Origin of the sequence: Janthinobacterium sp. SUN137 (assembly GCF_030587265.1) — a bacterium.
In the GTDB taxonomy this organism is placed as follows: Bacteria; Pseudomonadota; Gammaproteobacteria; order Burkholderiales; family Burkholderiaceae_D; genus Janthinobacterium; species Janthinobacterium kumbetense.
On the sequence record NZ_JAPWHZ010000001.1, the window covers coordinates 411893 to 431748 of the forward strand.

Sequence of the window (19856 nt, forward strand, 5' to 3'; positions counted from 1 at the left end):
CTAGTACCGCTGCGTTACTCAACCCGATATCGGGCTTGCTCGCTACGGTTTGAAGAGGTGTAGATACGTTGATGACAAGTCGTTCAAAGACAAAAAAAGGCGGAACCCCAGTTTCGCCTTTTTCATTTCAACAAGCTTTTTGACGCCTCGTCACCACTGTGAAAACGGGTGACGGATCAGGTTGGCGTTGTAGTAGCGCGCATCGCCCGACACTTCCGCGCCGACCCAGTCGGGTTTCTCGAACGGCTGGTCTTCCGAAGCCAGTTCGATCTCCGCCACCACCAGGCCCGCATTGGCGCCCAGGAACTCGTCGACTTCCCACACCATGCCCGCGTGTTCGATGCGGTGACGGACCTTTTCGATCAGCGGCTGTTCGCACAGGCCGTCGAGCAGTTCGGCCGCGTCGGCCAGCGGGATCGGATACTCCCACTCGCCGCGCGTCGCGCCCACGTTCGCCCCCTTGATGGTCAGCATCGCCTGCTCGCCTTCGATGCGCACGCGTACCACGCGCTCGCGCGCGGACGACAAATACCCCTGGCGCAGCAGGACCGACTGGCCCAGGCCGCGCCAGGCGTCGCCGGCAAGCAGAAATTTACGCTCGATTTCGATACCCATGAACAACGCCGTTCAATCCAGCGACAGCAGGATAGGCTGCAGCATGGCCGCGCCCAGGGCCGCGCTGCGCGCGCCGTTCCAGCCGACGGCCGGATCCGGCAAGTCGGCGTTTTCCTTGAACGGCATTTCCAGGGTCAGCGCCAGGCAGCCGAAGTGGTGACCGACGTATTTCGATGCCAGGGTCAGCATGTCCGACTTGTACTTGCTGGCCGCATAGCCGAACTTGTCCTGGAAGTCGGGGCTGGCCTGCTTGTAGCGCTCGATGAAGGCTTTCTGGTGCGCCGCCTGCGCCGGCGTGAAGTTTTCCAGCATTTCATTGCCAGCCACAAAGTTGTACGGCAGCGCTTCATCGCCGTGGATGTCGAAGAACATGTCGACGCCCGTTTCGTGGATCTTGTTTTTCACGCACAGCACTTCCGGGCTGGACTCCAGCGATGGCGTCATCCATTCACGGTTCAGGTTGGCGCCTGCCGCATTCGTGCGCAGGTTGCCGCGGATGGAGCCGTCCGGGTTCATGTTCGGCACGATGTGGAACACGGCGCGCTGCAAGAGCTTGCGCGCGATCGGGTTGGCGTCGTCCAGCAGCGAGTCGATCAATCCTTCGACGAACCATTCGGCCATCGATTCGCCCGGATGCTGGCGCGCGATGACCCAGATTTTCTTTTCCGCCTGCGGATTGCCGATGGTAACCATGTTCATGTCGCGGCCGTCGACCGTGCTGCCCAGGTCGGACACACGCGCCAGCGGATGCTCGGCCACTTCGCCCAGCAGGCGCAGATGGCGTTCCCACGAATACGGCTCGAAATAGGCGTAGTACACGCTGTCGAGTTCCGGCGTGTGCGAAATCGTCATGACCTGGCCGTCGAACGACGTTGGCACGCGGAACCAGTTTTCGCTGTCGTAGCTGGCCACGGCCTGGTAGTCTTCATAGCCGGCCGGATAGGTGGCCTGGCCCGCGTTCAGGAAGCGCATCGTGCACGCCTGGCCGCGCGCGCCCTGCAGGCGGAAGTGGAACCACTGGTGGATGTCGGCGTGGCTATCCTTGCGCAAGTTCAGGTCGATGGCGCCGGCACTGGTGGCGCTCACCACGTCGATGGCGCCCGAGTCGAAGTTCTGGCTGATTTTAATGGTCATGTAATGATCCCGTCCGAATGTAAGTGTTCCGGCGTTGCCTCGTGGGCTGGCGCCGTTGCGCTAAAAAACGCAGTGTAAGCTATCCCGCTATTTTCCGCCCTTTGGCACCATTAGCAAAGCCTGGCCCGGCGTTTTATGCACCAATCCGGGGCATCGATGGAAAAGTGCCGGGCAAAAGCGCGAAAAATCGGTCAGCTGTTGCATCTACCGGACAAAAAACTGCTTTGTAACAACGGCTGACACATTGGCGCCCGGTCGGCCCCCTATAATTCTTGCTTTCATAGAGTCGCCAGGAAAGAGTCGTGGACAAGAAGTTAACTAACATCCAGGAAAGAAAGTTACGCGAGGCTCAGGCGCGGCGCGAGCACATCATCGACGTCGTCAAAGATCTCATCAAGAAGGGCGGCGCGCGCGCCGTCTCCATCCGCAAGGTAGCCGAGGCGGCCGGTTTTTCCACCACCGTCGTGTACGCCCTGTTCCGCGACAAGGCCACCCTGATCGCGCAGGCCATGGACAAGGATTTGCTGGAGCTGGTGCGCGCCATGCGCACGGCGTGCGCCACCAGCGATGATCCGTGGCAGCGCATCGCCCTGGTCGGCCGCGCCTATATCGAGTACGGCTTCGAGCATCCGGACGAGTATTCGCTGATCTTCATGGAATTGCGTCCGCACGCGGAAATCGACGCCGTCGAGGTCGAACACGGCAATATCGAGCAGGATCCGTACGCTTATGCGCTGCACCTGTTTACCGAACTGGCGCAAGCGGGCCAGGTGCGCCAGGACGAGCCGGCGCTGCACACGATGACGCAAGTCTTCTGGCAATCGCTGCACGGCCTCGTGTCGCTGCGCATCGTCATGGATGCGGGCGACCCGTGGACGCCGCACCCGGAAATGAACGCGCATATCGACGACTTGCTGGCCGTCGTCACGGCAGGTATCCGTCTGCGCTTTGCACCGGCTTCCTGACGTTTGATCCAGCGCAAACCGTCCCGACAGAAAAGGCGGACAGTGGAGTGAAGCCGCCTGCGCTGGTGCAGCGCGGCTCGCGCGAAGGAGCGTGAGATGAACGAAGCCTATGCCACGGACCAGCTTGACAAACAGCAAGGCGCGCACAATGCTGTACGCATGGAAGCGCGGCTGACAAAACTGGAAACGGACCGGGAACATGACCGGCTATGGTTCAAGACCCTGGAACAGCGTCTTGGCGACGGCCTCGACAATGTACGTACGGAGTTGCGCGACGAATCGCAGTTGCTGCGCGCCGACCTGACGCAGTTTCGCGGCGACTTGCGCGGCGACTGCCACGCCTTGCGCACGGAACTGGGCGACATCCGCAAGCACATGCATACCCACTTCCTGTGGTTCATGGGCATACAGGCCACCACCACGTTTGCCCTGCTGGGCCTGGGCGCCAAGGCGCTGCATATGTACTGAACAATAGAAAAAGGCAGGCGCGGTATGCACCGCCCTGCCCTGCCTGTCCTGAGGTTAGCGAAGCTGCTACGCTGCCAGCATGCTCTGCGTTTCCTGGTAGCGCGTGTGCCACGACAGCGCCTGCTCCAGGATGTGCGGCGTGTGGCCGCCGCGCTGGCATGCCGCGTCGTAATAGGCACGCAGCTGCGCGCGGTAGTCTGGGTGCGTGCAGCGTTCGATGATCAGCGGCGCCCGTTCGCGCGGCGCCAGGCCGCGCAAGTCCGCATAGCCCCACTCCGTCACCAGTACGTCGACGTCATGCTCCGTATGGTCGACATGCGAGACCATCGGCACGACGCTGGAAATGCGCCCGCCCTTGGCCGCCGATTTCGACACGAACATCGACACTTGCCCATTGCGCGCAAAGTCGCCCGAGCCGCCGATGCCGTTCATCATGTGCGTGCCGCACACATGCGTGGAATTGACGTTGCCGTAGATATCGAACTCGAGCGCAGTGTTCAGGGCGATGATGCCCAGGCGGCGCACGATTTCCGGGTGGTTGCTGATCTCTTGCGGGCGCAGCACGATCTTCGAGCGGTAATGGTCGATATTGTCCATCAGCTTTTGATGCACGGCGGCCGACAGGGTGATCGACGAGGCCGAGGCAAACGCCAGCTGGCCCGAGTCGAGCAGCTCGATGGCGCTGTCCTGCAGCACTTCCGAATACATCGTCATATTGCGGAAAGGCGAGCCGATCAGGCCATGCAGCACGGCGTTGGCGATGGTACCGATGCCCGCCTGCAGGGGTAACAATTCCGGCCCCATGCGCCCAGCCGCCACTTCGCCTTGCAGGAAGGCGATCACGTGGCCGGCGATGGCCTGCGTTTCCGCATCGGGCGGCAAGGCGTTCGACGGGCTGTCGGGACTGTCCGTGATGACGATGGCGGCGATGCGGGCCGGGTCGATGGCGATGGCCGTGCTGCCCAGGCGCTGGTCGACGCGCGTGAGGGGAATCGGTTCGCGCCCCGGCAAGGTTTGCGGAATATAAATGTCGTGCAAGCCTTCCAGCGCCAGCGGTGTGGACAGATTGATCTCGATGATCACCTGCGTTGCCTGCTGGGCAAAGGCGGCGGAGTTGCCCACCGACATGGTCGGGATGATGGCGCCGGCCGCCGTGATGGCGGTGGCCTCGATGACGGCGATATCGACGGCCGCCAAGTTGCCCGAGCGCAGCTGCTCGGCCGTTTCCGACAGATGCTGGTCGATGAACATGACTTCACCGTTGTTGATCTTGCCGCGCAGCACAGGGTCGACCTGGAACGGCATGCGGCGCGCCAGCACGCCCGCTTCGGCCATCAGGCCATCGCTGCCATTGCCCAGCGAAGCGCCCGTGATCAGGGTCAGGCTCAACGGGTCTTGCAGGGCGCGCTCGGCCAGCGCGCGCGGCAGGGCCTTGGCGTCGCCGGCACGGGTAAAGCCGCTCATGCCGACACGCATGCCGTTGTGGAACAATTTGGCTGCCTCATCGGCGCTCATGATTTTGCTGAGCAAGCCTGGGTGGCGGATACGGTCCTCGTACATCGTGATGCTCCTGATATTCTTAATATTCTCAAACTGGATGGCTGTCATACACCAACCCCATAAGTGGATTCAGTATAAAATCCCGCTTACATGCATGGCATGAATTAATTTCGTCACATCCAGTCGATATTTTCATGCCCTACCAACGCCGAGCCCCTCTTGGATATCCGTTCCCTGCGCTATTTCGTCGAAACCGTGCGCCTGTCGAGCTTTACGCAGGCGGCGGAATCGCTGCACCTGACCCAGTCCACCATCAGCAAGATGGTGCGCCAGCTGGAAGACGAGGTGGGCGCACAATTGCTCGTGCGCGACGGGCGCAAGCTGACCTTGACGGACACGGGCCGCATCGTCTACCAGCACGGCCAGGAAATGCTGGCCAATATGCGCCAGCTGACCCTGGAAGTGCGCGACACCCAGACCTTGCAGCGCGGCAGCCTGACAGTAGGCATCCCGCCCATGATCAACGTGCTGTTCACGCCCGTATTGAAAGCCTTCCGCGCGCGCCACCCGAACATCAGCCTGACCCTGCAGGAAGACACGGGCCAGCAGATCGAGCGCCAGGTGGCGGCCGGCGAGCTGGAAATCGGCATGACGGTGCTGCCGGCCGACCCGGAACTCGATCTCGTGGCCGTGGAAGTGGCCAACTACCCGATCTGGGCCCTGGCCGAGCCGGGCACGTTCCAGAAAAACCGCACGACACTGCCCTTCAAGGCGCTGGCCGACTTGCCGCTGGTGTTATTAAAGGATGATTTCGCGCTCACGCGCAGCCTGCGCCAGCATTTCGCGCAAGCGGGCTTCACGCCGACGATTGCGGCCCAGAGCGGGCAATGGGACTGGCTGGTGGCGATGGCCTCGGCCGGCCTGGGCGTGGCCCTGCTGCCCGAGCCGTTCATCCACCGCCTGGCCGGCGAACGGCTGGAGGCAGTGCGCATCGTCGAGCCGGAGGTGGCGTGGCAGGTGGCGCACATCTGGAGCGGGCGCTACCTGTCGCACGCGGCGCGCGCCTGGCTCGAAGTGTGCCAGGACGTGCTGGGCACGCAATTCGCGCACTGACGTAAAAAAGGGTGGCCGAGGCCACCCTTTTGATCGATCGCGCCACCTTGCTTATTTGGCGGCGTCGTCCTTGTACATGCTGGCGTACTTCCAGCCGAAGTACAGAATGAAGGTGTAGCACAGGGCCGGCACGAGGAAGGACAGCTGCAGGTTGATGTGGTCGGCCAGGAAGCCCTGGATGAACGGCACGATGGCGCCGCCGACGATGGCCATGCACAGGATGCCCGAACCTTGACCCGTTTGCGCGCCCAGCTTGTTCAGCGCCATGCTGAAGATGGTCGGGAACATGATGGAGTTGAACAGGCCCACGGCGATCAATGCCCACATGGCCGTGTGACCACTGGAGAACACGGCGACGAGGATCAGCGCGATGACGACGGCGGCGTTGAAGGCCAGGGTCTTGCCCGGGCTGACATAGCGCATCACGGCAAAGCCGACGAAGCGGCCCAGCATGGCGCCACCCCAGTAATAGCTGACGAAATACGCGGCGTCGGCGTGGCTGAGGCCAGCGATATGGCTCTCGCCCAGGAAGTTGATCAGGAAACTGCCGATGCTCACCTCACCGCCCACATACAGGAAAATGGCCAGCGCGCCCAGCACCAGGTGGCGGTGCGACCAGATCGAGACCTTGTGGCCATCCTGCGCCACGGCGGCCGCATCGTCGGCATGCGAAATCCTTGGCAATTTTGCCAGCGCGAACAGCACGGCCAGGATCACCAGGGTGGCGGCCAGCACCAGGTACGGGCCTTGCACGGAAGCGGCTTCCTTGGCGCGGTAAGCCAGTTGCTCGGCCGCCGGCAGCAGGTCGAACTGCTGCACCGTCAGCACGGTGCCCGACAAGATCAGCATGCCGCCCAGCGCAGGCGCCACGGTGGTGCCCAGCGCGTTGAACGCCTGCGTCAGGGTCAGGCGGCTCGACGCCGTCTGCGGGTCGCCCAGTTCCGTCACGTACGGATTGGCCGCCACCTGCAGCACGGTGATGCCGGCCGCCAGGATGAAGAAGGACAACAGGAACAGCGCATAGCTGCCGGTGGACGCCGGGTAAAACATGGCGCAGCCGGCGGCCGCGATCAGCAAGCCCGCGACGACGCCGCGCTGGTAGCCGATCTTCTTGATCAGCATGCCAGCCGGCAGCGAGACGATGGCGTAGGCGCCGAAGAAGCAGAACTGCACCAGCATCGCCTGGACATACGTCAAGGTGTAGATCGAGCGCAGATGGGGAATCAGCACATCATTGAGCGAGGTCAGCAATCCCCACATGAAAAACAGCACCGTGACAATGATCAGGGCGCCTGTATTGTTTTGCGTGCCGGCCCGTGCGGACGGTACGCCCTGGCCTTGCTTTACATATTCCATACCTTCTCCATTTTTCAATTCCAAGTTGATCGCGCCAGGCATGGAAGCGTTTCCACCCGGGCAGCACCAGGACGTGCAAGCGCCACGCAGATATCAGCGTGGGCCATGACTGCCATCAGCGATACGGGGCAGGCATGGCATCTCGCGCGTGCGGCCGACCGTTTCTCGTCAGAACGATGTCTTGTGGGCGCGGCACGCCTGCGGGCTGCGTCTGAAAACAACATCCTGGACAAAAACGTCTTGTAGTAAAACTACGATCCTGCGCCGGCATTATGCCTTAAAGCCCCGTATTGCGCAGCTTTCGCGACCATTATTTGAAAAATGAATAGCTGACATTTGAAATCAAAAGTAGCCTTATAACTTGGAATCGCTATACTTATATTGCAGTGCAGCACAACGCGGCACGCCACTCAAGGAGTCTGCCATGTCTACCGCATTTACCTACCACACCACGCAAAACAGCAATATCGTCGCCACCCTCGTCCACGCCGCCAAGCGCGTCGGTGCCTGGCTGAACCAAAGCAGCGACCGCCGCGAACGCGCTTATGAAGAAGCCTACCTGGCTGAATCGACCGACCGCTACGATCTGGAATACCGCATGCGCGAACTGGCACGTGCCAACCCGCAGCCAAGCTGGATGAGCGGCCTTAGCCGTTAATCTCCTGAACCGGAAGCAAGCAGTACCAGCAAGACCATTGCCAGACCCATCCTGCTCGCCTCGCGCTTGAGCACGGGATGGGTATGCGGCAACAGGCGGCCGCCCGGCACGACGCCGGGAAGCGTCGTCATGTTGCAGTGCATCAGGTCATTTTCATGACCATCTGCACGTTTTACTATCAATTCATCTAGTTTTACTACGTATTTCTACGGATCGCTCAGTGCGGGATCATGCCGGTGAACACGTACGCCTGCAGCATGGTGATGATGCCGATGATGACGGCAAACAGCAGGCTGTGCTTCAAGGTAAAGCGGAACAGGTCCGATTCCTTGCCCACCAGGCCAGTCGCGGCGCAGGCGACGGCGATCGACTGGGGCGAGATCATCTTGCCCGTCACGCCGCCCGTCGTATTGGCCGCCACCAGCAAGGTGTCGGACACGCCGATCTGGTGCGCCGTCGTGTTTTGCAGGGAGCAGAACAAGGCATTCGACGACGTATCGGACCCCGTCAGGAACACCCCCAGCCAGCCCAGGAACGGCGAGAAGAACGGGAAGGCGGCGCCGCTGCCGGCCAGCAGCAAGGCCAGGGTGGACGACATGCCCGAATAGTTGGCCACGAAGGCAAACGCCAGCACCAGGCCGATCGACAGCACGGGACGGCGCAATTCCACGAGCGTTTCGACGAAGGCCTTGATGCCATCGCGCGGCTTCATGCGCAGCATCCACATCGACAGCACGGCCGTCAGCAAGATCGCCGTGCCCACGGCCGACAGCAGGTCGAGCTTGAAGACGGCGTCATACGCTTTCGGCTCCGCCACGATGGGCATCGTCTTGATCACCAGTTTATCGAGGTAAGGCACGTGGATCTTGACGACCAGGCTGGATAACGCGCCGCCGGCGGCGAACAGGGACTTGAAGCCGGGCAGGCTCCAGACGGTGACGATGGCCGTCAGCAGGCCGAACGGCGCCCAGGCGCGCGCCGTCTGCGCCAGCGTGTAGGGCGAGGCGGCGCGGCTGCCGCTGCCGCTGCCGCGCAAATCCGCATTGCCTGCCCCGCCGCCAAAACCGGACAGCGCGGCGGCACCGCCGCCGACGGCGTTGACCACCTTGGCATTCTTCGGCTGCCACACTTTCAGGAACAGGGTCAGCGACACCAGGCTGACGAGGGCCGAAGTGATGTCCGGCAGCTCCGGCCCGATATGGTTCGACGTGAAATACTGGGTGACGGCAAAGCTGGCGCCCGTTACCAGGGCGGCCGGCCACACTTCGCGCACACCGCGCACGCCATCCATCATGAAGACCAGCCAGAAAGGCACGGCCAGCGACAGCAGCGGCAACTGGCGGCCCGCCATGGCGCCGATCAGGAACGGGTCGATGCCCGTCACCTGGCCCGCCACGATGATGGGGATGCCCATGGCGCCAAAGGCCACGGGCGCCGTATTGGCGATCAGGCACAGGCCCGCCGCATACAGCGGGTTGAAGCCAAGGCCCACCAGCAGCGCCGAGGTAATCGCCACAGGCGCGCCGAAACCGGCCGCCCCTTCCAGGAAGGCGCCGAAGGCAAAGCCGATCAACAGCACCTGCAGGCGCTGGTCGTCCGTGACCGACAGCACCGAGGCGCGGATGATCTCGATCTGCCCCGTCTTCACGACGATCTTGTACAGGAAGACGGCCGTGACGATGATCCAGGCGATGGGCCACAAACCATACGCAAAACCATAGCCGGCCGCCGCCAGCGCCTGCGGCACGGGCATGCCGTACGCAAAAATCGCCACGACCAGCGCCAGCGCCAGGGTGACGGCGGCCGCCACGTGGCCCTTGATGCGCAGCGCGGCCAGGGCGATGAAGAAGAAAATGATGGGAACGGCTGCCGCCAGGGACGACAGCCACAGGCTGCCGAGCGGTGTATAAAGTTGGGTCCAGGTTTGCATGTCGGGTCTCCTCCGGTGGATGCGGGTTGATTGAAAAAACGGCTTTTGATGTAATTGTGTGTAGCGTGTTTTTTGCGGTGCTTCGGTGCTGCCGGGCCGGGCTACTCTTCCTGACCGCGCGCATTGAGCAGGTCGGCCAGGCTGCGCGGCGCCGGCGTCAACGGCTTGCGGTGCTGCGTCCAGCCCAGTTGCTTGCCCGGCGTCAGTGCGCGCAGCCGCGTGGCGGCCCAGCGGAACAGGCGATAGCTGATTGGGCGCGCGAAGGCGCCACTCCAGAAACGCCAGACCAGGCTTTCGCCGCGGCTGAACTTGGCGCCCTGGCCGCGCAACGGATGGCTGACTTCCTCGTTCGGATTGCGATTCGCCTCCGTGCGCAGGCGCACCAGCAATTGCGGGATCGGGATGCGCACGGGGCACACTTCGCCGCAGGCGCCGCACAGGCTCGACGCGGTGGCCAGGTCGGCCGTCGCAGCCAGTCCCAGCAAGTGGGGCGAGATGATCTTGCCGATCGGCCCCGGATACGTGGTGCCGTAGGCGTGGCCGCCGATGCGCGTGTAGACGGGGCAATGATTCATGCAGGCGCCGCAGCGTATGCATTGCAGGGTGGCGCGCAGCTGCTCGTCGGCGTAGGCCTGGCTGCGGCCGTTGTCGAGCAAGACCAGGTGCACTTCGCGCGGCCCATCCTGTTCACCGGCGCGGCGCGGGCCGGAAATCAGGTTGAAATACGTGGTGATGGCCTGCCCCGTGGCCGAACGCGTCAAGAGGCTGGCCAGCGGCACGATATGTTCGAGCTTGGCCACCACCTTTTCCATGCCCATGATGGCGATGTGCACGTCCGGCACGGATGTCGTCAGCCGGCCATTGCCCTCGTTTTCCACCAGCCACAGGGTGCCCGTGTCGGCCGCCGCGAAGTTCACGCCCGACAAGCCGATGTCAGCTTCGACGAAGGCCTGGCGCAGCGCGCGCCGCCCCGTCTGGATCAGGCTGTCGACGTCTTCCGTGTAGGGCGCGTCGGGAATGTGCTCGGCGAACAGGCCGGCGATATCGGCCTTGGTCTTGTGAATCGCAGGCATGACGATGTGCGACGGTTTTTCGCCGGCCAGCTGCACGATGTACTCGCCCATGTCCGACTCCAGGCAGGTCATGCCGCGCGCTTCCAGGTAGTGATTGAGCTCGATTTCCTCGCTGGCCATCGACTTGCCCTTGATGAAGCGCGCCGCCTTGGCCTTTTGCGCGATGGCGTGGATGATGGCGTTGGCCTGCTCGCCATCCTCGGCCCAGTGCACCTGCACGCCGGCCGCCGTCAGCTTGTCTTCCAGCTGCACCAGCAAGTCGGGCAGGCGCGCCAGCGCGTGCCGGCGCACGGCTTCGCCAAGGTCGCGCAGGCGTTCCAGCTCGTCGCCGTCGGGGAACTGCGCCGTGCGCTTGTCCTGCAAAAAATCCATGGCGCCGCGAAAGCTCTGGCGCAGCTTCGGGTCGTCCAGCGCGGCGCGGGCGCGCGCATGGAAATCCGCCGGCTTGACGAATTGCAGTGGCTTGGCGTTCATGGCTGGCCTCCTTCACGGGCTGGCAAGTCATCGACGATCAGCACCCACAGCCAACGCGGGCCATGCGCGCCATAGGCGAGGGTTTGCTGGATATCGGACGTTTTCGAGGGACCCGACACCAGCACCAAGTTCGATGGCATACCGTCCGCCCAGCGCTCGGCGCGCGCCGTCGCATGCAAGTCCGCATGCAGGGTGCTCGCATACACGAGGCAAATGTGCAGCGGCGGCGCCAGCGACACCGTGCGCGGCGTGGCCGCGTCGGGCGCGATGACCAGCGTGCCCGTGGCGGCGATGCCGGAACGGGCGACAGTAAAACCCGCGTCGACGGTGTCGAACAATTCGCCCTTCCACTGCACCAGCGGACGGTCAAAAGACAGCGCCTCGACGCCGTCCGGCAAGGCAGCCTGCAAGGCCAGCCCTTCCCTGCTATCGGCATCCATCAGCAGGCGGCGCACGCCATGCGCACCGAGGCGCTGCGCCAGCAGGGCGGGCCAGGCATCGCCGCGCACGCAATCGACTTCCGCATGCGCGGCCTGCAGGGCGGCCTGCAGGGCGGCGATCCGGCCCCGTGGCGACAGCGGCGCTTGTGCGTGACGCGCCAGGTAGTGCTGGTCGATGGCCGTATCGATGACGTCCACCTCCTCGGGCATGGACGGCGCCGCGGCGCGCAGGCGTCCCAGCATGCGTTCGCGGGCAGTCAGGGCGGCGCTCATGCTTCGCCTCCCGTGCGGCGCCACAAAAAGCTGGCCAGGTGTTCGACGGGCAGCGGCGCGCCCTGGTGTTGCGCGGCATGGCCGATATTGAGCAGGCAGCCGCAATCGGCCGAGACGAGCCGGTCGCAGCCCGTGGCGCAGGCCGAGGCGATCTTGTCGCTGACCATGGCGCCGGAAATATCCGGGTGCTTCAGTGAAAACGTGCCGCCGAAGCCGCAGCATTCCGATTCGCGCTGGTGTTCGATGCGCGTCACGCCGGGCAAGGCGTCGACCAGTGCCACGCCGTGCACCCGCGCGCCCATTTCGCGGCGCGCGCCGCACGAGGTGTGCAGCACCACGCTTTCCTGCGCCTGCCCTGCGCCTGCCAGACCGGCCACATCGAGTTGCAGCACGCAGACGAGAAATTCGCTCAGTTCATACACGCGTTCGGCAAGTTCGGCCGCCTTGGGGCCGGCGACGGGGTCGTCCTGGAACAGTTGCGGCCAGTGGTGGCGCATCATGCCGGCGCAGGAGCCGGACGGCACGATCACGGGCCAGGGCTGCGCGAACAGGTCGAGCTGGGCGCGGGCCACGGCGCGCGCCTGTTCCGGGTTGCCGCTGCTGTAGGCGGGCTGGCCGCAGCAGCTCTGGCCGCGCGGATAGTGCACCAGCAAGCCTTCCCGCTCCAGCAGGCGCACCGCGTCGAGCCCCGCCTGCGGCACGAACAGGTCAACCAGGCAGGTGGCGAACAGGTACACCTGGAGCGGTGCGGGTGGATAGCGGCGTGGCTGGCGCGGATCTGGCTGCATGAGTGTGTCTCCCCGGCGCTCTGTGTGTTGCTGCGGCGCCGCTGTGTGTTGTTAAGAATGACTGGTTCACGCATAATTCCAGCTTCCGCAAGCCACTTCAAATTGCTCGGACCACTTTAAAACAACACCGGAAGACATCGATGGCGACAGGCATGCAAACACGGGGCAGGGTCGAGATGGTGATGCGCCGGCTGGAAACCGCCCTGCTGGACGGCAGCTTGCCGGCGGGCGCGCAGTTGCCGGCCGAACGCCTGCTGGCGCAGCAATATGCCGTCTCGCGCAACACCGTGCGCGAAGCGGTGCAGCGGCTGGCGGCGCGGGGCCTGGTGCGCAGCCGGCGCGGCGCGGGCGTGTTCGTGACGGATCAGCTGCGCACGGGCATGGCTTCGCCGTGGAGCCAGCTCGTGGCCGACCACCCCGCCCTGCGCGACGACATCCTGGAATTTCGCCGCGTGCTGGAAGGGGCGACGGCCTACTTTGCGGCGCAGCGGGCCAGCGTGGACGAGCGCGCGCAAATCATGGCCCTGCTGGCCGAACTGGAACAGGCGCGCGCCAGCGACGACAAGCACGGCGAGGCGCAGGCCGATGCGCGCCTGCATGAAGTTATCGCGCAAGCGTCGCACAACACCATGTTCCTGCACTTGCACACCAGCATCATCGGCATGCTGCGCGAACACATCACCATCAATGGCACGGGCTTGCGCCAGCAGGACGAGGCGACTTCGCTGCAACTGCTGTCGCAGCACCGCACGCTGTGCGAGGCCATCTGCGCCAGCCAGCCCGAAGAAGCGCGCACGGCCATGCAAGGCCACATCGATTTCGTGCGCACGCGCGTCACCAGCGACGAATAAGGGTCACTGGTAGGACCAATCTGATATGCAGCATGGTGGGGCAACGCGTCGTGGCTTGTCGCAGGGCCGGGCAAGAATGGGGTCCCGATTCGCTATCCGACAGGTTTCCATGCATTTGCATCACGCAATTGACGATATCCGCAAGCCGGCGCCGCTTCCCTTGCTGGCGCTGCATGCCGGCGCCAGCGCCGCCTTTGCCGCCGCGCTGCTGCCGCCCGCCGGCTGGCCGCTGGCCCTGGCGTGCTGCCTGCTCATCCTGGCCATGCTGCTGCGAACCGTGCGCGCACCTGCCGCACAGCCTGGCCGCGCCGCCTCCGGCACCGCGCTGCTGGCGCTGGACCTGCTCGTGTTCCTGCTCTGCTATGCCTTGCGCGAGACCGACGCCGATTGGCATGCGACCGCCTTTTGCATCCTGCTCGCCGCACCCTATGCCGGCATCACGCGGCACCTGCTGGGCGGCGCCGGCCTAGCCATCGCGGCGAGCCTGGCCTGGCTGGGCCTGCAGGATGACGTTCAGGCCGGCAATGCCGCCACCTTGCTGCTGCTCAACCTGACCGGCCTCTGCGCCAGCCATGGCCAGCAGCGCCAGCACCGCGCGCACGCCCTGCAACACGCCGTCCTCGCGGAACAGGCCGTGCGCGACCACCTGACCGGCTGCTACAACCGCCGCTACCTCGACGAGCACTTGCTGGGCGCCGAACTGGCGCGTTCACAACGCCATGGCCTGTGCCTGACGGCCATCCTGTGCGATCTCGACCACTTCAAGCGCATCAACGACGCCCACGGCCACGCCGCAGGCGATGCCGTGCTGCGCACCTTTGCCGGCCTGCTCGGCAACGCCACGCGCCGCGGCATCGACAGCGTGGTGCGCCACGGCGGCGAGGAGTTCCTGCTGATCCTGCCCGAAACGGACCTGGCTGGCGGCATGCGCCTGGCCGAACGCCTGCGCGACGGCCTGGCGCAGCACATCGGGACGACGGCCAGCTTCGGCGTCGCCTCCCTCGCGTGTGCGCCCGGCAGCCGGGCGCCCGGCGCCGCCGCCCTGGTCGCTGCTGCCGACCGCCTGCTGTACCAGGCCAAGCACGCGGGGCGCAATTGCGTCAGGGCAGCCAGGCTGGATACCCTGTAATTGCCATCGAATCAATGTTACCATTCGTTAACTTGTGTACTTATCAGTACACATCCTGCCACTGAATAGAACGGAATCATCATGTCTGCACCCGCGCCCCGCCCCTCCACCATCATGCGCCAATGGCAAATGCTGCGCCTGATACCGCAGGCGCCACGCACCATCACCGTCGCCCAATTGCACGACAAGCTCAAGGCCATCGATTTCGCCATCGGCGTGCGCACGATCCAGCGCGACTTGCTGGACCTGGCCGAGATTTTCCCGCTGACCAATCCCGCCGACAGCAAGCCGTTTGGCTGGTGCTGGATGGAAAATGCGGCGCGCATGGACATGCCTGGCCTGTCGACGCCTGCCGCACTGACCCTGGCCCTGATGGAACAGCACATGCGCCATGCGTTGCCGCCATCCACCCTGGACAGCATGCAGCCATATTTCAGCGCGTCACGCCAGACCCTGAACGCGGCCAGCGAGCGTGCCAACGCGTCCGCTTGGCTGAGCAAGATACGCGTCATCGCCCCCATGCAGCGGCTGCTGGCGCCCGACATCGACGAAGCTTGCCAGCGCACCGTGTATGAAGCGCTGATGCAGAACCGCCAGCTCAAGCTGAGCTACAAGAAGCGCGACAATGACAACCTCGTCAGCTATGACGCCGTCCATCCGCTGGCCATCGTGCAGCGGGGCCAGTTGCTCTACCTGGTCTGCCTGTTCGCCGACTACCACGACGTGCGCACCCTGGTCCTGCACCGCGTGCAACAGGCGGAAATGCTCTTCCTTGCCGCGCGCGCGCAGCCAGGCTTCGACATCGATGCGTATATCGCCTCCGGCGCCATGGGCATCCGCGAGGGCGAACCGTTGCAGCTTGAAGCCGTGTTTGCCCGCCGCAGCGGCGAGCACCTGTACGAGACGCCGCTGAGCGCGGACCAGCAATTGCAGGAACGCGCCGACGGTTCGCTGCACCTGACCGCCACCGTGCCCAGCACGCGCGAACTGCAATGGTGGCTGCTGGGCCTGGGCGATGGCGTGGAAGTGCTGGCGCCCGCCGCGCTGCGCGAACAGATGAGAAGCACCATCGCCAGCATGGCCAGCCGCTACGCTGCCTGACGATGGCCCCCGGCGGCGGCGAAAACTGCTACCATCGCGCGCCGCCACTCCTTTCGTCCGCCCATGACCGTCCTTAGCCACACTCATCCGCTGGTACAGCAGCTGGAAAACGACTTGCTGCCCCTGTTTCGCGCCGCCCTGCCGTCACTGGCGGCCGCCGCGCCGCAGGTGCTCGCTTCCGTCTTCGCCTTTTCCAGCGGCACGGCGAGCGCCTTCCAGGATTATCATTTCGGCATTTCCTGCCTGCTCGCGGACGTGCCCGAGGATGCGCCGGAAGAAGTCGCGCTGCTGGTCAGCGTCACGGGACTCGACGCCGGCGCCCGGCTCAGCGCACAGGTCGTCTGGGGCCAGCCCTCGGGCCGGGTGGAAATGCAGGCCGGGCTGGACGCCGACAGCCAGCAAGCCTTGCATGCGGCCCTGCCAGGCTTGCTGGCCGGCTTGCAAGAGGCAGCCAGCCGGGGCAGGCCGGAAATGTGACAGGAGCATGAAAAAGTGCCAGGAAACAACAACTTACGATTTCCGTAGCGCAACTTTATTGACTTCCACTAGCCCTAGCCCCTATCCTTTCAGTTACGTTTGGTGAGAATGTGTGCATGTTCAGGCGAGCATGCAAGCGGCCTCGCCTTGCCTTCACAAAAGTCCATTCCGCATTTTTATTGCAACCATCAGGGCAACGCGCCTGGACGGCCGCTGCCGGCAAATACGGAGCTGACTGCCATGCCATCGCACCACCGTTTCCCCGGATCATCCTTGCTGGGCTGCGCCTTCCTGCTGGCGGCCGCCCTGCCCGTGCAGGCCCAGACCACGGACAGCACTGGCGCCACCTTCAGCGCCAATGCCAGCCTCACTTCGCAATACATTTCGCGCGGCTTCCGCCAGACCTGGGGCAAGCCGGCCCTGCAGGCGGGCGTCGACTACGCGCACCCGAGCGGTTGGTCGCTGGGCACCTGGGCTTCCACCGTCAGCGGCCGCTATATCCAGGATGCAAGCGTCGAATGGGACCTGTACGGCGGCTACGGCGGCACGGTGGACGAGCTGGGCTACAGCGTGCTCGCGTATTACTACAAGTATCCGGGCGCCGTCTACCGCGCCACAGGCGTCAGGTACGACTACGGCGAACTGTCGCTGGGCCTGACCTACCGCATGCTGTACGCCAAATACAACCATACCGTCACGCGCGACTTCTTCGGCATCACGCATGCGCGCGGCACGGGTTACCTGGACGTGGGCGCGAATGTCGACCTGGGCAATGCCTGGACCTTGAACCTGCACGCCGGCAATGGCCGCGTGGCGGGCACGGGCAATGCCATGTGGAACTGGCGCGATGCCAAGGTGGGCGTCACGCGGGCCTTCGACGGCGGCTGGAGCCTGAGTGGCGCCGTGACGCGCGCCTGGGGCGCCACCGACGCCTACGACCATTACACGCTGGGCATCCCGAATGCGGCCGGCCGGTTCGACACCTCGAACCCGGCCGCGGCCACCTTCGTGCTGGCCGTCAGCAAGACTTTCTAGGCGCGCTACCCGCGACGCCCGAGACACCGATACCCCTCCCCATCAAGGAACAGCCTCATGCAACTATCACTGAACAGTAAAATCTGCGTCGCCGCCACCGCGCTCGCCATCCTCAGCCTCGGCGTCACGGCGGCCGTGATCGGCTACAAGAGCAGCGCCAGCGCCGAGGCGGCGGCTTTGGAACTGGCGCGCACGTCGGCACGCGAAGTGGCCGGTGCGCTGCAGGCGCGCATCGCCAGCAACCTGTCGAGCGTTTCCAGCCTGGCCGGCGCCATGCGCGGCACCAAGGGCGCGAATTTGCCCCTGCAGCGCGACCAGATCAATGAACTGACCAAGGCGACGTTGACCAGCTCGGAAGACTTGCTGGGCTCGGCCGTGACGTGGGAGCCGAATGCGCTCGACGGCAAGGATGCGGAGTTTGCCAACCAGAAACCGAACTACGACGCCAGCGGCCGCTTCATGCCCTACTGGACACGGGGCGCCGGCGGCAAGCTGCAAGTCGAACCCATCGTCTTCGACCCGAAAGCGGGCGCCAACGACTGGTACGACGTGCCCAAGCGCACCGGCAAGACTTACTTTACGGAACCGTATATCTATCCCGTCGACGGCAAGGATGTGCTGATGGCTTCGCTGGTGGCGCCCATCATGATCGACGGCAGCTTCAAGGGCACGGCCAGCGCCGACTTCATGCTCACGCGCCTGGCGAAAATCCTCGCCGACCTGAAAGTGATCGAGGGCGGTAAGCTGGCCCTGATCTCGAACGGCGGCCTGTACGCCAGCCACCCCGAGCCTGCACGACTGGGCAAGAAGGCGGACGACGTGCCGGCCGCCGGCCTGGAAAAGGTGCGCCAGGGCCAGGCGTATGAATACGAGGACGACAAGGGCTACATCCACTTGCTGCAGCCGCTGCAGATCCACCCCGACATCGCGCCATGGAGCGTGGAACTGAATTTCCCGAAAAGCGTGGCCACCGCCTCGGCGCGCAACCTGATGGTCTACACGCTGATCGTTGCCCTGCTGTGCGCGGCAGCCACGGCCGGCATTTTGATCCTCGTCGTCAACCAGCTGACACGCCCCCTGCGCACTCTGGGCCGCACCATGACGGACCTGTCCAGCGGCGACGCCGACCTGCGCGTCAAGCTGGAAGTCAAGGGCACCGACGAGCTGGCCGTCATCGGCAAGGGTTTCAACGCCTTCGTGGAAAAGATCCACGCCGTGCTGCTGCAAGTGCAAGCCAGTGCCGACAACGTGGCACGCGCCAGCGCGGAAATTGCGCAAGGCAATAACGACCTGTCGGCCCGCACGGAACAGCAAGCCAGCTCGCTGGAAGAGACGGCCGCCTCCGTGGAAGAACTGACGGGCACCGTCAAGGAAAATGCCGACCATGCGCGCCAAGCGAATCAACTGGCTGCTTCCGCATCGAGTGTGGCACAGAAGAGCGGCGAAGTGGTCGGCAAAGTCATAGAAACCATGACGTCGATCAATGACTCGTCGAACAAGATCGTCGACATCATCAGCGTCATCGACGGCATCGCCTTCCAGACGAATATCCTGGCGCTGAACGCGGCCGTGGAAGCGGCGCGCGCGGGCGAACAGGGCCGCGGTTTTGCCGTCGTCGCCACGGAAGTGCGCAACCTGGCGCAGCGCTCCGCCGCGGCGGCCAAGGAAATCAAGCTGCTGATCGACGATTCCGTGGGCAAGGTGGCCGCCGGAAGCAAGCTCGTCGATGAAGCAGGTGCCACCATGGAGCAAGTGGTCGACAGCGTGCGCAAGGTCACCGCCATCATGGCCGACATCAGCGTCGCCACCACCGAGCAAAGCGACGGCATCGCCCAGGTCAACCAGGCGCTGGCGCAGATGGATGGCGTAACGCAGCAAAACGCGGCCCTCGTCGAGGAAGCGGCAGCGGCCGCCGAAAGCCTGCAAGACCAGGCCAGCCATCTGGCCGAGGTGGTCAGCGTGTTCAAGCTGGGTGAGCAGGCGCGCCAGGCAACATCGACAGCAACGCCGGCTGCAGCGCCCGCAGCGCCGCGCGCCGTGACGCCCAAGACAGCCGCGCCAGCCAAACGCCTGAGTGTTGCCAAGCCGCAAGCAGTACAGCATGCGCCGGCCAAGGCGCCGGCAGGCGATGACTGGGAAGAGTTTTAAACCGGCCATTTCCGGCGGCAGCCGGCGCCAGATTCAGGCGCCGGCACGAATTTTATAAACGGCCATATCAATACCTGCCTCGCGCCGGATTCGGCGCGGCACCCGCCTGTTTCTCCTCGACGCCATTGAATGGCCGCACCTGAGATTACCTTCCTTTATTTCCCGCCACGTCAGCACCAGGAAAATGGTCAACCGCTCCTGCCGGAATTTATCCGATGACCATTTTCAATGCAGGCATTGCGGCCAATTTCAGATTTCAGAAAAATAAGATACGCATGTACTTTATAATATCGCCGCGTATACGGCACGCTTCCAGCCGGTTGAAGAT

Annotated in this window: 19 protein-coding genes; 10 read left to right on the forward strand and 9 right to left on the reverse strand. The window is 64.2% G+C overall.

The features are described from left to right. Positions 1 to 150: 150 nt before the first annotated feature. Both O3298_RS01985 and O3298_RS01990 read right to left on the reverse strand, forming a co-directional pair. A complete protein-coding gene (locus tag O3298_RS01985) occupies positions 151 to 615 on the reverse strand; it encodes a CYTH domain-containing protein (protein WP_289904142.1) in 465 nt (154 codons plus the stop codon). 12 nt (positions 616 to 627) lie between these two features. Next, the gene (locus O3298_RS01990; protein WP_251350487.1) at positions 628 to 1749 is read right to left on the reverse strand and encodes a M14-type cytosolic carboxypeptidase; all 1122 of its coding nucleotides are present in this window, start codon (positions 1747 to 1749) and stop codon (positions 628 to 630) included. A gap of 302 nt (positions 1750 to 2051) precedes the next feature. Between O3298_RS01990 and O3298_RS01995 the strand changes: the two genes are divergently transcribed. Further along, positions 2052 to 2714, forward strand: a complete 663-nt coding sequence (locus tag O3298_RS01995) for a TetR/AcrR family transcriptional regulator (RefSeq protein WP_099667061.1) — start codon at positions 2052 to 2054, stop codon at positions 2712 to 2714. Between the two features lie 96 nt (positions 2715 to 2810). Further along, positions 2811 to 3182, forward strand: a complete 372-nt coding sequence (locus O3298_RS02000; protein ID WP_289898521.1) for a hypothetical protein — start codon at positions 2811 to 2813, stop codon at positions 3180 to 3182. 66 nt (positions 3183 to 3248) lie between these two features. Here the strand turns inward: O3298_RS02000 and O3298_RS02005 are convergent, their stop codons facing one another. After that, positions 3249 to 4742 (reverse strand): acetyl-CoA hydrolase/transferase family protein, encoded by a 1494-nt coding sequence (locus tag O3298_RS02005; protein ID WP_289916563.1) that lies wholly within the window; start codon positions 4740 to 4742, stop codon positions 3249 to 3251. 159 nt (positions 4743 to 4901) lie between these two features. Between O3298_RS02005 and O3298_RS02010 the strand changes: the two genes are divergently transcribed. Beyond that, positions 4902 to 5795, forward strand: a complete 894-nt coding sequence (locus O3298_RS02010; protein ID WP_305058398.1) for a LysR substrate-binding domain-containing protein — start codon at positions 4902 to 4904, stop codon at positions 5793 to 5795. Positions 5796 to 5846: 51 nt separating this feature from the next. Here the strand turns inward: O3298_RS02010 and fucP are convergent, their stop codons facing one another. Beyond that, positions 5847 to 7151, reverse strand: a complete 1305-nt coding sequence (gene fucP / locus O3298_RS02015; protein WP_251350483.1) for an L-fucose:H+ symporter permease — start codon at positions 7149 to 7151, stop codon at positions 5847 to 5849. Positions 7152 to 7575: 424 nt separating this feature from the next. Between fucP and O3298_RS02020 the strand changes: the two genes are divergently transcribed. Continuing rightward, positions 7576 to 7809, forward strand: coding sequence for a DUF3563 family protein (locus O3298_RS02020; protein WP_080698581.1), 234 nt, complete (start codon positions 7576 to 7578; stop codon positions 7807 to 7809). On the opposite strand, the gene O3298_RS02025 is transcribed toward O3298_RS02020, so the two are convergent. The 5 genes from O3298_RS02025 to O3298_RS02045 form a co-directional block, all read right to left on the reverse strand. Next, positions 7806 to 7940 carry a hypothetical protein gene (locus tag O3298_RS02025; RefSeq protein ID WP_305058399.1) on the reverse strand — a complete coding sequence of 45 codons (135 nt, stop codon included), beginning with the start codon at positions 7938 to 7940 and terminating at the stop codon, positions 7806 to 7808. The genes O3298_RS02020 and O3298_RS02025 overlap by 4 nt on opposite strands. An 86-nt stretch (positions 7941 to 8026) precedes the next feature. Continuing rightward, the gene (locus O3298_RS02030; protein WP_305058400.1) at positions 8027 to 9739 is read right to left on the reverse strand and encodes a lactate permease LctP family transporter; all 1713 of its coding nucleotides are present in this window, start codon (positions 9737 to 9739) and stop codon (positions 8027 to 8029) included. A 101-nt stretch (positions 9740 to 9840) separates the two neighbouring features. Beyond that, positions 9841 to 11286: a LutB/LldF family L-lactate oxidation iron-sulfur protein gene (locus tag O3298_RS02035; RefSeq protein WP_289910956.1), complete on the reverse strand. Its 1446-nt coding sequence runs from the start codon at positions 11284 to 11286 to the stop codon at positions 9841 to 9843. Beyond that, positions 11283 to 11999 carry an LUD domain-containing protein gene (locus O3298_RS02040; protein WP_289910958.1) on the reverse strand — a complete coding sequence of 239 codons (717 nt, stop codon included), beginning with the start codon at positions 11997 to 11999 and terminating at the stop codon, positions 11283 to 11285. Before O3298_RS02040 ends, O3298_RS02035 begins: the two co-directional genes overlap by 4 nt. After that, the gene (locus O3298_RS02045) at positions 11996 to 12787 is read right to left on the reverse strand and encodes a (Fe-S)-binding protein (RefSeq protein WP_289910961.1); all 792 of its coding nucleotides are present in this window, start codon (positions 12785 to 12787) and stop codon (positions 11996 to 11998) included. The genes O3298_RS02040 and O3298_RS02045 overlap by 4 nt, the downstream gene beginning before the upstream one ends. Positions 12788 to 12939: 152 nt before the next feature. Between O3298_RS02045 and O3298_RS02050 the strand changes: the two genes are divergently transcribed. The 6 genes from O3298_RS02050 to O3298_RS02075 all read left to right on the forward strand — a co-directional run bounded on the left by O3298_RS02050 (position 12940) and on the right by O3298_RS02075 (position 19528). After that, entirely contained in the window at positions 12940 to 13638 is a 699-nt protein-coding gene (locus O3298_RS02050) for a FadR/GntR family transcriptional regulator (protein WP_289910962.1), read from the forward strand. Positions 13639 to 13747: 109 nt separating this feature from the next. Then, positions 13748 to 14767 (forward strand): GGDEF domain-containing protein, encoded by a 1020-nt coding sequence (locus O3298_RS02055; RefSeq protein WP_289910964.1) that lies wholly within the window; start codon positions 13748 to 13750, stop codon positions 14765 to 14767. Between the two features lie 81 nt (positions 14768 to 14848). Beyond that, positions 14849 to 15868, forward strand: a complete 1020-nt coding sequence (locus O3298_RS02060; RefSeq protein WP_305058402.1) for a YafY family protein — start codon at positions 14849 to 14851, stop codon at positions 15866 to 15868. Between the two features lie 63 nt (positions 15869 to 15931). Then, positions 15932 to 16345, forward strand: a complete 414-nt coding sequence (locus tag O3298_RS02065) for a hypothetical protein (protein WP_305058403.1) — start codon at positions 15932 to 15934, stop codon at positions 16343 to 16345. Positions 16346 to 16585: 240 nt separating this feature from the next. After that, positions 16586 to 17380: a TorF family putative porin gene (locus O3298_RS02070; protein ID WP_305058404.1), complete on the forward strand. Its 795-nt coding sequence runs from the start codon at positions 16586 to 16588 to the stop codon at positions 17378 to 17380. A 57-nt stretch (positions 17381 to 17437) separates the two neighbouring features. Beyond that, positions 17438 to 19528: a methyl-accepting chemotaxis protein gene (locus O3298_RS02075; RefSeq protein ID WP_305058406.1), complete on the forward strand. Its 2091-nt coding sequence runs from the start codon at positions 17438 to 17440 to the stop codon at positions 19526 to 19528. Positions 19529 to 19856 lie beyond the last annotated feature (328 nt).